This window comes from Micromonospora sp. MGP-C2, assembly GCF_057766525.1.
In genome coordinates this window covers 4,740,842-4,754,387 of the sequence record NZ_JBYMEN010000002.1, presented here as the reverse complement: position 1 = coordinate 4,754,387, position 13,546 = coordinate 4,740,842, and the positions used below count along the sequence as shown (strand labels likewise).

At 71.3% G+C, this 13,546-nt stretch carries 12 protein-coding genes and 1 pseudogene; 6 read left to right on the top strand and 7 right to left on the bottom strand.

The genetic code is table 11. The features are described from left to right. Positions 1-70: 70 nt before the first annotated feature. Positions 71-1,081, top strand: a complete 1,011-nt coding sequence (locus AC3CF1_RS21840; RefSeq protein WP_354982580.1) for an NADPH:quinone reductase — start codon at positions 71-73, stop codon at positions 1,079-1,081. 191 nt (positions 1,082-1,272) lie between these two features. Here AC3CF1_RS21840 and AC3CF1_RS21835 read toward each other — a convergent pair whose 3' ends face one another. Then, positions 1,273-2,922, bottom strand: coding sequence for a fatty acid--CoA ligase (locus AC3CF1_RS21835; RefSeq protein WP_355159493.1), 1,650 nt, complete (start codon positions 2,920-2,922; stop codon positions 1,273-1,275). A gap of 56 nt (positions 2,923-2,978) precedes the next feature. Between AC3CF1_RS21835 and AC3CF1_RS21830 the strand changes: the two genes are divergently transcribed. Next, a complete protein-coding gene (locus AC3CF1_RS21830; RefSeq protein WP_488451148.1) occupies positions 2,979-3,470 on the top strand; it encodes an NUDIX domain-containing protein in 492 nt (163 codons plus the stop codon). A 36-nt stretch (positions 3,471-3,506) separates the two neighbouring features. On the opposite strand, the gene AC3CF1_RS21825 is transcribed toward AC3CF1_RS21830, so the two are convergent. After that, positions 3,507-4,541, bottom strand: a complete 1,035-nt coding sequence (locus AC3CF1_RS21825) for an aldo/keto reductase (RefSeq protein ID WP_088951204.1) — start codon at positions 4,539-4,541, stop codon at positions 3,507-3,509. A 127-nt stretch (positions 4,542-4,668) separates the two neighbouring features. Between AC3CF1_RS21825 and AC3CF1_RS21820 the strand changes: the two genes are divergently transcribed. After that, positions 4,669-5,301, top strand: coding sequence for a TetR/AcrR family transcriptional regulator (locus tag AC3CF1_RS21820; protein WP_488451147.1), 633 nt, complete (start codon positions 4,669-4,671; stop codon positions 5,299-5,301). A 25-nt stretch (positions 5,302-5,326) separates the two neighbouring features. Here AC3CF1_RS21820 and AC3CF1_RS21815 read toward each other — a convergent pair whose 3' ends face one another. Both AC3CF1_RS21815 and AC3CF1_RS21810 read right to left on the bottom strand, forming a co-directional pair. Continuing rightward, entirely contained in the window at positions 5,327-7,003 is a 1,677-nt protein-coding gene (locus tag AC3CF1_RS21815; protein WP_088951202.1) for an MDR family MFS transporter, read from the bottom strand. 175 nt (positions 7,004-7,178) lie between these two features. Next, positions 7,179-7,718 carry a type 1 glutamine amidotransferase domain-containing protein gene (locus AC3CF1_RS21810; RefSeq protein ID WP_488451146.1) on the bottom strand — a complete coding sequence of 180 codons (540 nt, stop codon included), beginning with the start codon at positions 7,716-7,718 and terminating at the stop codon, positions 7,179-7,181. A gap of 155 nt (positions 7,719-7,873) precedes the next feature. Here AC3CF1_RS21810 and rfaE2 point away from each other — a divergent pair. Both rfaE2 and AC3CF1_RS21800 read left to right on the top strand, forming a co-directional pair. Beyond that, positions 7,874-9,720, top strand: a pseudogene (gene rfaE2, locus AC3CF1_RS21805) (D-glycero-beta-D-manno-heptose 1-phosphate adenylyltransferase). Continuing rightward, entirely contained in the window at positions 9,717-10,595 is an 879-nt protein-coding gene (locus AC3CF1_RS21800; RefSeq protein WP_488451145.1) for a glycosyltransferase family 2 protein, read from the top strand. Before rfaE2 ends, AC3CF1_RS21800 begins: the two are co-directional and overlap by 4 nt. Before the next feature lies 1 nt (position 10,596). On the opposite strand, the gene AC3CF1_RS21795 is transcribed toward AC3CF1_RS21800, so the two are convergent. The 3 genes from AC3CF1_RS21795 to AC3CF1_RS21785 are packed head-to-tail and all read right to left on the bottom strand — an operon-like array spanning position 10,597 to position 12,760. Then, positions 10,597-11,703 (bottom strand): glycosyltransferase family 9 protein, encoded by a 1,107-nt coding sequence (locus AC3CF1_RS21795; protein ID WP_488451144.1) that lies wholly within the window; start codon positions 11,701-11,703, stop codon positions 10,597-10,599. Between the two features lie 8 nt (positions 11,704-11,711). Further along, entirely contained in the window at positions 11,712-12,257 is a 546-nt protein-coding gene (locus AC3CF1_RS21790) for an Hsp20/alpha crystallin family protein (RefSeq protein ID WP_141907652.1), read from the bottom strand. Beyond that, positions 12,257-12,760 carry a DUF2231 domain-containing protein gene (locus AC3CF1_RS21785; RefSeq protein WP_354982573.1) on the bottom strand — a complete coding sequence of 168 codons (504 nt, stop codon included), beginning with the start codon at positions 12,758-12,760 and terminating at the stop codon, positions 12,257-12,259. Before AC3CF1_RS21785 ends, AC3CF1_RS21790 begins: the two co-directional genes overlap by 1 nt. A 166-nt stretch (positions 12,761-12,926) precedes the next feature. Here AC3CF1_RS21785 and AC3CF1_RS21780 point away from each other — a divergent pair, with 166 nt between their 5' ends. Further along, positions 12,927-13,544: a pyridoxamine 5'-phosphate oxidase family protein gene (locus AC3CF1_RS21780; protein ID WP_088951195.1), complete on the top strand. Its 618-nt coding sequence runs from the start codon at positions 12,927-12,929 to the stop codon at positions 13,542-13,544. The last annotated feature ends 2 nt before the right edge of the window (positions 13,545-13,546 follow it).

Here is a 13,546-nt window from a genome sequence, read left to right as displayed (position 1 = left end):
TCGAGGCTGAGCGGGGTACCGCAGCCGGCGGTGCTCGGCGCGGATGCCGCGCATGGTGAGGAGATCACGGATGAAAGCCATCGTGTACGAGCGCACCGGCGACCCTTCGGTGCTGGAGCTGGTCGACCGGCCGGTGCCGGAGCCGACTGCGGGCGAGGTTCTGGTGCGGATGGCGGTAGCGGGGGTGAACCCGACGGACTGGAAGTCTCGCCGCAGCTCCCCGCCGAACGGGTGGCAGATTCCCGGGCAGGACGGCGCGGGAGTGGTGGAGGCGGTCGGCGAGGGGGTCGACCCGGACCTGATCGGTGAGCGCGTCTGGATCTGGGAGGCCGCCTGGCAGCGGCCGTGGGGCACGTCGGCGGAGTACACGCTGGTGCCGGTCCGGCAGGCGGTACGCCTCGGTGACGCCCCGTTCGAGCTGGGAGCTGCCCTGGGCATTCCGTTCCTCACCGCGCACCGCTGTCTGACGGCCGGCGAGTTCATGCCGGACACGCTGCGCGCCGGTGCGCTGGCGGACCACACCGTGCTGGTGCAGGGCGGGGCCGGCGCGGTGGGCAACGCCGCGATCCAGCTGGCCCGTTGGGCCGACGCCACGGTGATCGCCACGGTGAGCAGCGCGGAGAAGGCGCAGCTCGCGGCGGCGGCCGGCGCCTCCTACGTCATCAACTACCGGGAACAGGACGTGGTCGAGGAGGTCCACAAGATCGCCCCCGACGGGGTCCACACGATCGTGGAGGTCTCCCCCGCCCGCAACGCCTCGGTCGACGTGCAGGTGCTGCGGCACGGCGGCGCTGTCTGCATGTACGCCGACAACGGCGGCGACGAGGTGAGCATCCCGATCCGGGCGATGATGGTGCCGAACGCCCGGTGGCAGTTCGTGCTGGTCTACACGGAGCCGAAGGCGGCCAAGGCGCAGGGCGTGAAGGACGTGGCGGCGGCGGCCAGCCAGGGTGGAATCCGGGTCGGTGCGGACGCCGGTCTACCTCTGCACTCCTACGCCCTGGCCGAGGCGGCTGCGGCGCACCAGGCGGTGGAGGACTCGGCGGTGGGCAAGGTGCTCATCACCACCAGCGACGCCTGATCGGGTCGCTGAGCACCCGATTTCCCCGTCATCAGGACAGAGGCGAACAAGTTTCGCAACAATGACGGTGCGGGGGTAACCCCGCGTGGAACGGGCGGCCCCGGCGCGGTGCGAACGCCGGGGCCGCCCCCTGGGGAGGGATCTTCCAGGAGTTACCCCTGCCCCAACAGGCGACAGTGCCTGGGAAAACGTTACGGGGCTGTCAGCTCCCGGACGGTCAGCTCGCCCTCGGCGTACTGCGAACGGACGACCTTCTTGTCGAACTTGCCCACGCTGGTCTTCGGCACTGCGTCGATGAACGCCCAGCGCTCGGGCAGCTGCCAGCGCGCCACCGAGCCGGCCAGGAAGTCCCGCAGCTCCTCGGCGGTCACCGAGGCGCCCTCCCGGACCACCACGGTGGCCAGCGGTCGTTCGTCCCACCGCTCGTCCGGCACACCCACCACGCATGCCTCCAGCACCGCCGGGTGGCCCATCAGCGCGTTTTCCAGCTCGACCGAGGAAATCCACTCACCGCCGGACTTGATCACGTCCTTGGCGCGGTCGGTCAGCGTGATGTAGCCGTCCGGCGAGAGGGTGCCCACGTCGCCGGTGCGCAGCCAGCCGTCGCGGAACTTCTCCTCGTCCGGGGCGTCGTCACCGACGTACCGGGCGGTCACCCACGGCCCACGGACCTCCAGCTCGCCCACGGCCCTGCCGTCGGCGGGCAACGGCTCGGCCGACGGGCCGACGATCCGCGCCTGCACACCCGCCGGCACCCGCCCCTGGGTGTAGCGGTAACGCCACGCCTGCTCCCCGGTCGCACCGGCGGGCGGGCGTGAGACCGACCCCAGCGGGGACATCTCGGTCATCCCCCAGGCGTGGATCACGTCGATTCCGAAGCGCTCGTCGAAGGCGTGCATCAGCGCCGGCGGGCAGGCTGAGCCACCGACGATCACCTCGGTGAGCGAGGACGTGTCGACGTCGTGGCTGTCCAGGTAGGCGAGCAGATCGGTCCAGATGGTCGGCACCGCCCCGGCCAGGGTGGGCCGCTCGGCCGCGATCATCTCGGCGATCGGCGCGGCCTGGAGGAACCGGTCCGGCATGATCAGCGACGCGCCGGAGAGGAAGGCCGCGTACGGCAGACCCCAGGACATCGCGTGGAACATCGGCACGATGGCCAGCTCCCGGTCGGTCGGCGCGAGACCGAAGCCTTCCGGCATGCAGACCTGCAACGAGTGCAGGTAGATGGACCGGTGCGAGTAGGCCACGCCCTTCGGGTTGCCGGTGGTGCCCGAGGTGTAGCAGAGGGCCGCGGCGTCACGCTCGTCCACCTCGGGCCAGTCGTACGCCTCGGGCCGGTCGGCGAGCAGCGCGTCCCAGTGGTGCACGGTGATCCGGTCGCCGGCCGCCGCCACCAGGGGCGACGGGTCGCCACCGCCGACCACCACCACGTGCCGCACGGTGCTCAGCTCGCCGATCACCCGGGCCAGCAGCGGGATGAGCGTGCTGTCGACCAGCACCACCCGGTCCTCGGCGTGGTTGGCGATGTAGACGACCTGGTCGGGAAAGAGCCGGATGTTGAGCGTGTGCAGCACCGCACCCATGCTCGGCACCGCGAAGTACGCCACCAGATGCTCGTTGTTGTTCCACATGAAGGTGGCGACCCGCTCGTCGCCGGTCACCCCGCACTCGTCGCGCAGCGCGTGTGCCAGCCGGGCGGCGGTGCGACCCACCTCGGCGTACGTCATTCGGCGGGGCTCGGCGCCGGTCCAGGTCACCACCTCGGCCGTGCCGTGTACGCCTGCGCCGTGGTCGAGGATCCGGGAGACCTGAAGGGGGGCGTCCATCATCGTGCTACGCATGGGTAACAAGCTAGTGTCGGCGGTCACACGTTGGGAACCCCCGTAAGTTGTCGCAGGTGAGCATCTCCTGGGCCGACTCATACGTAGGGCAGTTACGCGCGATCGCCGGAGACCGGACGCTGATGTTCGTCGGCGCTCGTGCCGTGGTCAGCGACAACGCCGGGCGGATCCTGCTGATCCAGCGCTCGGACAACCGGCAGTGGGCCATGCCGGCCGGTGCGATGGAATTGGGCGAGTCGATCGCCGACTGCGCGGTCCGCGAGGTCCGCGAGGAGACCGGGTTGCGCGCGCTGCGGGTCTGCGCGTTCGCCCTCTACACCGGCCCGGACCGGACGAGCACCAACATGTACGGGCACACGTACCAGGTCTTCACGACGGCGTTCAAGGTGGAGGAGTGGGACGGGCAGCTCGCCCGGGTCACCGACGAGACCACCGACGCCGGCTTCTTCCCCCGGGACCGGTTCCCCGCCCCGCTCTCCGCCTCGGTCACCGAGACGCTGGCAGATCTGGACGTCTTCGAGCAGACCAACCGGCTCATCCTCAAGTAGGGCGGCCCCGGAGCCACCGACTCCGGGGCCGTGGCCTCACTGCGGGTGGCGGAGCCCCGCGAAGAACCCCTCCTGGATCCAGTTCGGGTACGCGACCGGCAGCTTGGTGGCCTCGTCCAACTCGGTGAGGTCCTGCTCGGTCAGAGTGAGATCCGAGGCGGCGATGTTGTCCACCAACTGCTCCTGCTTGCGCGCACCGACGATCACGCTGGTCACGGCCGGTCGGGACAACAGCCAGGCGACCGCCACCCGGGCCGGGCTCACCTCGTGCCGCTCGGCGACACCCTTGAGCACGTCGACCACGGCGAAGGCGTGCTCCGGGTCGAACGGGGTGAAGCTGGCGTAACCGGGCTGGGCGCTGCGCGCGCCGCTGTCGGCGACGGCGCCGTCCCGGCTGACCTTGCCGGAGAGGAAACCACCGGCGAGCGGGCTCCACACGGTCAGCCCGACGCCCGCGTCGAGCGCCATCGGCACCACGTCGCGCTCCACGTCGCGGCCCAGCAGGGAGTAGTACTCCTGCACCGAGACGAACCCGGCCAGCTTCTCCCGGGCGGAGATGCCCAGCGCCTTGGACATCTGCCAGGCGGCGAAGTTGGCGGCGCCGATGTAGCGGACCTTGCCCTGCCGGACCGCGTCGTCCAGCGCCCGCAGCATCTCCTCCATCGGGGTGACCTGGTCGAAGTTGTGGATCTGGTACAGGTCGATGTGATCGGTGCCCAGCCGGCGCAGGCTGTCCTCCAGGTTCTGCATGATGTGTAGCCGGGAGGTGCCGACGTCGTTCGGGCCGGGGCCGGTCCGGGAGTGCACCTTGGTGGCCAGCACCACGTCGCGGCGCCGCTTGCCGAGCGCCTGGCCGAGCAGCTCCTCGCTCTCGCCGTCGCTGTAGCCGTCTGCGGTGTCGATGAAGTTGACCCCGGCGTCCAGCGCGGTGTCCACCATCCGCTGGACGTCGGGCAGCGCCAGCCCGCCGAGGGTGCCCCAGAGGGGGTGCCCGCTGCCACCGAAGGTCATCGCGCCCAGCGAGATCTCCGAGACGTACACCCCGGTGGTGCCCAACAGTCGGTACTTCACGTGTCGCTCCTCGCGGTGCGGGGGTCGGAGGCCACGGTCGGGCGCTCCCTGGTCAGAGTGTCGGACAGTGTGTCCGGCAACGAGCGTACGTCGCCCACCCCGCACCCGCCCACCTAGGATTCCGGCTATGCCTTCGATCACCCGCCGTCGCCCACGCAACCCCGATGGGCGGGCCGCCGTCGAAGCGCGGGTGCTGGCGGCCACCGAGCGACTCCTCCAGGAGGGGATCCGCTTCACCGACCTCGGCGTGCAGCGCATCGCCGCCGAGGCCGGGGTGGCGCGGTCGACCTTCTACACCCACTTCCGGGACAAGAGCGAACTGCTCATGCGTCTCGCCGGCAGCATGCGGGAGAGCTCCTTCGGCCGCACCGGCGAGTGGAACCCCGCCCGGCCGGGCGATCCGCTCGCGTCGCTGACCGAGATCTTCGCCGACGTGATCCGGATATACCGGACGCACGCCCCGGTGCTGGCGGCGGTCAGTGAGGTCGCCGCGTACGACGAGGTGGTCCGGGAGTACTGGGCCGCAGGCCTGGAACAGTTCGTGGCGCGCACCGTGCAGGTGCTCCGCGCCGAACAGGAGGCCGGGCGCACCCCCGCGGGCATCGACCCGGTGACCGCGAGCCGGCTCATCGTGATCGGCGGCGACCGCTTCCTCGCCGATCACGTCAGCGCCACCTCGGCCGACCCCGACACCGACGCGTCGGCAGCGAGAGAGTTGGCCGCGACCTGGTGGTACGGCGTCTACCGTCGCCCCGCCTGACGACCCGGACCGACACCGGCCTCGCTCAGATCATCGTCTGGGACTTGGCCTCCATGTCGGCGGCGGCCTCTTCCTTGGACTCGCGGGTCAGCGGCTTGCCGCCCGGTGCCGGGGCCTCACCGCCGAGCGGGTCCGCGCCGCCGGTCGCGCCCTGCGGGCCGGCGCCCCGCAGTTGCGTGTTGGGCAGCGTCAGGGTGACCACCACCGCCACGATGGCGATCAGGCCGGCGGTCAGGAAGACCATGTCCAGCGCGTCGACGAAGGCGCCCTGGATGGCCGCGCGGACCGGCCCCGGCAGGGCCAGGATGGTCGCCGGGTCGTTGATCGAGATGTTGGTGCCACCACTAGCCGCCACTGCGGCCTGCTCCTGCGGCGGGAGCTGTGCGATGGCACCGGGCAGCCGGTCGGACAGCCCGCTGGCCAGCCGGGACGACAGCACCGTGCCGAGGATCGCCACCCCGAACGAACCGCCCAGTGACCGGAAGAAGGTCGCCGAGGAGGTGCCGGCCCCCAGGTCGCGCACGGAGACAGCGTTCTGCACCGCCAGGATCAGCGACTGCATACACAGACCCAGCCCGACGCCGATCACCACCATGAACCCGAAGGCGACCCAGAGGGAGGTGGCCACCTCCAGTTGGGTGAACAGGAACATGCCGACCAGCAGGGTCACCGAGCCGGCCACCGGGAACCACTTGTACCGGCCGATCCGGGTCATCGCCCGGCCGGTCAGGATCGAGGTGATGATGATGCCGGCCATCATCGGCAGCATCAGCAGACCGCTGCGGGTCGGCGAGGCGCCCTTGACGATCTGCAGGTACAGCGGGATGAAGATGATCGAACCGAACATCACCAGACCGATGATGAGCAGTGCCGAGTTGGCCAGCGCGAAGGTGGCGCTCCGGAACAGCCGCAGCGGCAGGATCGGCTCGGCGACCCGGGCCTCCTGGAGGACGAAGAGCACCCCCAGCACCGCACCGACGACGAAGAGCCCGATGATCACGCCGGAGCCCCAGGCGTACTCGTTGCCGCCCCAACTCAGCGCGAGCAGCAGCGAACTCACCCCGGCGACCAGCAGACCGGCGCCGAGCCAGTCGATCGAGTGGTCCCGGCGCTCGAAGGGGATCAACCGCATCACGTGGTAACAGACCACGATGGCCAGGATCGCCAGCGGCACGTTGATGTAGAAGATCCACCGCCAGTCGGTCTCCGCGAAGTAACCACCGACCAGCGGCCCCGCCACCGACGAGATCCCGAAGACGGCGCCGAACAGACCCTGGTAGCGACCACGCTCCCGGGGTGACACCACGTCCGAGATGATGGTGAACGCGAGGGTCAGCAGACCACCGGCTCCGAGGCCCTGGATGCCCCGGGTGACGATCAGCTGGGTCATGTTCTGGGACAGCCCGGCCAGCAGCGACCCGACCAGGAACGTGCCGATCGAGAAGAGGAAGACCGGTCTGCGCCCGTACAGGTCGGCCATCTTGCCGTACAGCGGTGTGGACGCGGTCGAGGCGAGCAGGTACGCGGTGACCACCCACGAGTAGTGGTTGATCCCGCCCAGCTCACCGACGATGGTCGGCAGCGCCGTACCCACGATGGTCTGGTCGAGCGCGGCCAACAGCATGCCGGTCATCAGACCGAACATGAGCAGCCGAATCTGCTGACGATTCAGCACCGGCGCGCCGGAGGCTTCGGTGGTCATGTGGCCTTCTATCCCGGACAGCGCGGAACATGCGCCAAACCACAAAAAACCCACCCCACCCGGGCCGATCCGGAGCGTTGATCATGAAGTTGTCGCCACGACACGCCGAGCCGGAGGGCAATGACTTCATGATCAACGGGGATTGGGCAGGGGTTGGGGTGGGTGGGTGGGGTCGTCAGGCGGCGAAGACTTCGGTGATCTTCTGGCAGAAGGCCGGGAGGTCGTCGGGCTTTCGGCTGCTGGTCAGGTTGCCGTCGGTTACGCACTCCTCGTCGACCCAGTTCGCGCCCGCGTTGGTCAGGTCGGTACGCAGGGTGGGCCAGGAGGTGATCCGTCGGCCCCGCACCACGTCCGCCTCGATCAGCGTCCACGGGCCGTGGCAGATCACCCCGACGGGCTTGCCCGCGTCGAAGAACGCCTTCACGAACCGCACCGCGTCCGGATCGCCACGCAGGAAGTCCGGGTTCGCCACCCCACCGGGCAGCACCAGAGCGTCGTAGCCGGCGGCGTCCGCCTTGTCCGCGGTCACGTCCACGTCGTACGTCTTCGACTGGTCCAGATGGTTGAAGGACTGGATGGAGCCGGGCTTGAGCGAGACCAGCTCGACCGTCGCACCGGCGTTCTCGACCGCCTCGCGCGGCTGGACGTACTCGACCTCCTCGACGCCGTCGGCGGCCAGGAAGGCGATCCGCTTGCCCTGCAGTTGCGCTGCCATCTCGGTACATCTCCTTTCCGGGGTTACCTCAATTCCCTTCCCGCCTCCGGATGTCCGAAACGGCCCAGCCGGGCGGTAACGGCGCGGTGGTGACATGACCGCAGGTCAGGCGCGGGTCAGGTTTGGCCCGGAGGGCGGTGGGGACCCGGGGAGGCATGGCAGGAGCAGCAGCGGAACAGCGCCGGCTCGCCACCGTCGTGGAGAGCTGGCTCGGGCGCCCAGTCCTGATCGTCGGTGACGCCATGTTGGACGAGTGGCGCTTCGCCGACTCCGACCGGCTCTGCCGAGAGGCACCAGCTCCGGTCCTCACCCTGCGCAGGCGGATCTCCGCCGCCGGTGGCGCCGCGAACACCGCGGTCAACGTCGCCGCCCTGGGTGGCCGGGCGGTGCTGGTGGCACCGGTCGGCGCCGACGTGGCCGGCGACGAACTGCACGACTGTCTGGACCGCGCGGGCGTCTGGGACCGGACGGTCAACCAGCCGGGACGGCCCACCCCGGTGAAGCGGCGAATGCTCGCCGGCAACCAGATCCTGCTGCGCGAGGACTCCGGCGACCCGGACGACGCACTCGACCCGGAGGGCGTGACCCGGCTGCTCACCGCCCTGAGCTGCGCCACCGAGGAGCTGCGCGCCGCCGCCGGTGGGGAGGCGCCGACCCTGGTGGTCTGCGACTACGGTCTGGGTGCGCTGCCCGCGCAGGTCCGCGCGTGGCTGGTCGAGCAACGCGAGCGGTACGCCACTGTCGCGCTGGACGCCCACGACCTCGCCGACTGGCGAGGGCTCGCGCCGACCGTCGTCACCCCCAGCTTCGCCGAGGCGACCCGGCTGCTGGCCCGGGCCGGCGGCACCAGCCGGACGACCACGGGGACCGAACTGCACCTGGAACACCCCGACGGCGACCCGGCCGACGGACCGTCCGAACTGAGCGTCGGCGCCGCACCTGGTGGGGTACGCGCCGACGACAGCACCGCCGACCCGACCCCGGAGCCGTCGCCGGCCGATCGCCCCGGGCCGGTCGGTGAACCCGTCCGGGGTGAGGGTCGGGTGGCCCTCACCGGCGACGGGCTCAGCGTCACCGGCACCGGCGTCACCGTGAACACCCAGGCCGGGGAGGGTGTAGACCGGGCCGTCCTGGCCGAGTCGCGGCTGGCCGAGTTGCGCGCGCACACCGGTGCCGACGTGGTCGCGGTGACCCTGGACACCGAGGGCGCGGTGGTCGGTGGCGCCGACGGGCGCCACGACGCAGCCACAGCACGCCGGTCCCGGCGAGCCACGCCGTGGGCGCCGGCGACGCGTACCTGGCGGCGATGACGTTGGCCCTGGCCGCCGACGCGCCGCTGCCCACCGCCGCCCAGCTCGCCCAGTTGGCGGCCACCATCACCGTCTCCGACACCGGCACCTGCGTGTGCCGGCGGGAGGACCTGCTCACCGCGCTCGACCAGCCGACCGAGACCACGGGCCATGCCGCGCTCGTCGACACCGACGAGTTGGACGCGATCGTCGCCGAGTACCGCGAGGCGGGACGGTCGGTGGTGTTCACCAACGGCTGCTTCGACGTGCTGCACCGAGGGCACGTGCGCTACCTGGAGCAGGCCCGCGCGCTGGGCGACCTGCTCATCGTGGCGGTCAACTCGGACGGCAGCGTACGCCGGCTGAAGGGCGCCGACCGTCCGGTCAACCCGGTCGAGGACCGGGCTGCCCTGCTCGCCGCGCTCGCCTGCGTGGACCACGTCGTGGTCTTCGAGGAGGACTCGCCCGCCACGCTGATCGAGGCGGTCCGGCCGGACGTGTACGTCAAGGGCGGGGACTACCCACCGGAGCTGGTCCCGGAGGCGCCGCTGGTGCGCCGGCTGGGCGGCCAGGTGCGCACCCTCGGGTACGTGCCGGACCGGTCCACCTCCGCGATCATCGAGCGGATCCGGTCACACAGCCAGGACGCGTCGGCGCACCCCGTCGACCGGGAACCGGACCCGTCGCTGAGCACCCGCACCCAGGCGTCGTGAACCGCCCCCTGGTCCTCGGCACGCCGGAGGAGTTCCGCGCCGACCGGCTGCTCGACGTGCTGATTCCGACCCGGAACCGGCCCGCCGAGCTGGCGGTCACCCTGGGCGGCCTCGCAGCCCAGGACGGCGTACCCGGTTTCGGGGTGGTGGTCAGCGACCAGTCCGACGGAGATCCGGCGTACGCGCATCCCGCCGCCGCCACCATGGTCCGGGCGCTGCGTCACCGGGGTCACCCGGTGCTGCTGACCCGTCGGCTGCCCCGACGGGGGTTGGCCGAACACCGGGCGTACCTGCTCGCCGCTTCGGCCGCCCGTTACGTCCTCAGCCTCGACGACGACATCTGGTTGGAACCGGGGGCGGTGCACCGGCTGGTGACGGCGATCGGCGAGCTGGGCTGCGGGTTCGTGGGCAACGGCGTGCACGGGCTCTCGTACGCCGACGACGTGCGGCCCGAGTCGCACGGGCACTACGAGGAGTGGATCGGCCCCCCGAGGCCGGAGCGGATCCGCCCGGACACCCCGGAGTGGAACCGCGCCCGGATCCACTCGGCGGCCAACCTGCTGCACATCACCCAGCACCTGGCGCTGCCGCCGGGGGCGTGGCGGGCGTACAAGGTCTCCTGGATCGGCGGGTGCGTGCTCTACGACCGGGCCAAGCTCGTCGACGCCGGTGGCTTCGACTTCTGGCGTCGGGTGCAGGAGAAGCACCAGGGTGAGGACGTGGCCGCGCAGCTCTCGGTGCTGGCCCGGTACGGCGGGGCGGGCATCCTGCCCAGCGGCGCGTACCACCTGGAGTCTCCCACCACTGTCACCGACCGGGACGTGGAGGCGTGGGAGGTCGTCCTGGCCGACGAGGACAGCCCGCAGCCGGCCTGAACTACGGGTCGAGCAGCTCCCGGGCGGCTTCCAGCACCTCGATCGTCGGGACGTCCGCCACGAAGGAATCCTGGTGTGGGCACTCGCCGTCGCCGGGCCGGTGCGGGTAGATGCCCGGTGTGCAGTCCACCCCGCAGACCGGGCAGTGCACCATCCAGGAGCAGATCGGGCGGTGCCGGCCGCGCAACGGATTCGCCGTGTTGATCAGGTTGCCGACCCAGAAGATGCCCACAGTGGGCGCGCCCACCGCGGCGGCCACGTGCAGCGGGCCGGTGTCGTTGGAGACGACCAGCGCGCAGTCGGCGTAGCAACCCAGCAGCCCGCCGAGGCTGAGCGTGCCCACCTGCGGCCGCACCGGCACCCCGGCCGCCGCGACGACGCGGTCCACCACCTCCTGCTCGGAGGGTGTGCCGGTGACCAGCACCTCGTAGCCGTCGCCGTGCAGCTCACGGGCCACCTCGGCGAAGCGTTCGGCGGGCCAGCGACGGCGGGTGTCGCTGGCCCCCGGGTGCAGCGCCACCCGGGGTCGGCTCTTCGGGCCGAGCACCTGGGCCGCCTCGGCCCGGTCGGCGTCGGTCACCGCCAGTGTCGGCACGATGGTGGTCGCCGGTGCTCCCACCAGCGCCACCACCTCCAGGTAGCGGATCACCTCGTGCTGGTAGTAGACGTAACGCAGCCACCGGTCCAGCGGCGGCGCGTCGTCCGCCCGCAGGCCGACCGTCAGCCGGGCGCCGAGGCGACCCATCATCGGGTTGGAGTTCGCGCCACCACCGTGGATCTGCACCGCCAGGTCGAAACCCTCACCCGTCGCAGCGGCCAGGAAGTCGTCCATCGACGACTCCGCCTCGCCCGCGTCGGGCGCACGGATGCCGGGGGCCGGCGGGACCACCAGCACCCGGTCCACCGGGCCGGGCCGGTCGCGCCAGAGCTTCGCGTGCCACGGCGCGCCGAGCAGCACGATCTCCGCCGACGGGTACGCGGCACGCAACGCCTCCAGCGCCGGCAACGCGAACACGAAGTCGCCGAGTGCGTTGGCGCGCAGCACGGCGATCCGCCGCACGTCGGGAAGGCGCTCGGCGGTCGGGCCGAGCAGAGCCGGGGTGACCACGCAGGCCGCTACGGCCGGTCGATCTCGGTGTCCGGGCGGTGCAACTCCCGGTCCGCTGCGGGATCGGCCGGCATCGGCGTACCAGTGGAAAAGTCGCCGGAGCGCGGCCCGGTGCGACCGACGGTGATGGTGCGCGGCGCGGGCCGGGTCGCCCGGGGCAGGCGGACCCGGAGCAGGCCATGGTCCATGACCGCGTCGATGGCATCCGGGTCGACCCGCGACGGCAGGTTGATGCGGTATTCGAAGCCCCGGGTCTCGAACCCGCCAGGGATGCCCTGGTCGGCGTTGACCTCCGCCTCGGAACGGGCGCGCACGCACAACTCGAGGTCGTCCAACTCGACCGCCACCTCCTCCGGTGCCACCCCGGGCAGCCGGACGACGACCTCCCAGCCGTCGGCGGTCTCGGTCAACTCGACGTCGGACGCGCCGGCCCGGCCGCCGACCAGGCGACTCAGCTCGGCGCGCAGCGACTGAAGCTCACCCATCGGGTCCCAGCCCTGCTGCCGGCCACCCCGCCAACCCCGGCCGAAGCCCCCGGACTGCTGCTCGCTCATCACACATCTCCGATCCGCTGAACGGCCGCCGGCGGCCGTAGGGAGCTGGGCGCGTCGAGGCCGGCATCGCGATCGACGCCCACACCGAGCCGGTCGACCAACTCACCGCCGAGCCAGGCGCTGATGCCGAGGATCGCCAACGCGACAATCTCGACGACGAGCAACGCGCCGCCAGCGGCGCGGGAGTCGGCGTTGAGCCGGACCACCCAGATCGCGGCGAAGAGCAGGATCACCGCGAGGTTGGCCCCGGCGTGCAGCAGGCCCACCCGCTTGGCGCGGGTGCCCGTCGGGATCGCCAGCAGGTCGAACGAGCCGGCCACCGCGGCCAAGAGGCCGCCGATCAGGCCGACAGTGATGTTCCAGTACGCGACCTCGCCGAGCAGGTCCGGCCCGCCGACGGTATCCACCACGTCGAACAGCACCGCCGTGGCCAGCAGCGCGACCGGGAACATGACCAGCATCGGGTGGACTGGGTGCCCCAGCACCTTGAGTCGGCTCTCCATCTCCCGGCCTCCACTGGTCGGCGTCCTGCGAACGGTCTCGTTGCGGCGGCGCGTCGGATGAGGCCGTACCCCCGGCAACCGGGCACAAACCTCGCGCTGGTCACGGCGGCCTAGGCTGACAAATGGTGGTGCCCGCCAACGGGTCAACGCCTGAGGGAGGATCAACGTGACGGTGGAGATCACTTCGCACGAGGAGTTACGCGAGCTGCTCGGTGTGCCGACCGCGCGGGCCGCCAACAAGGAACGCAACCGCCTGCACGAGCGGGACCGCGAATGGCTTGCCGCCTCGCCGTTCTGCCTGGTGGCCACGGCCGGCGCGGACGGCAGTTGCGACGTCTCCCCCAAGGGCGACCCGGCCGGGTTCGCCCTGGTGCTGGACGACACGACCGTCGCGCTGCCCGAGCGGCCGGGCAACAAGCGGGCCGACGGCTACCGCAACATACTCGACAACCCGCACGTCGGGTTGCTCTTCCTCATCCCGGGGCGGACCGACACCCTGCGGATCAACGGGCGCGCCCGCCTGGTGAGCGACGCTCCCTGGTTCGACGACATGGTGGTCAAGGGGCACCGGCCGGTGCTCGCCGTGGTGGTGGAGATCGAGCAGATCTTCTACCACTGCGCGAAGGCGTTCCTGCGGTCCGCGCTGTGGCAGCCGGAGACCTGGCAGCCCGACGCGCTGCCGTCCCGAGCGCGCCTGATCAAGGAGGTCGAGGCGCCGGTGGAGAGCCTCGAAGACCTGGAACGGCACTACGGCCCGGAGTACGCCAGGAAGATCTACGCCTGACC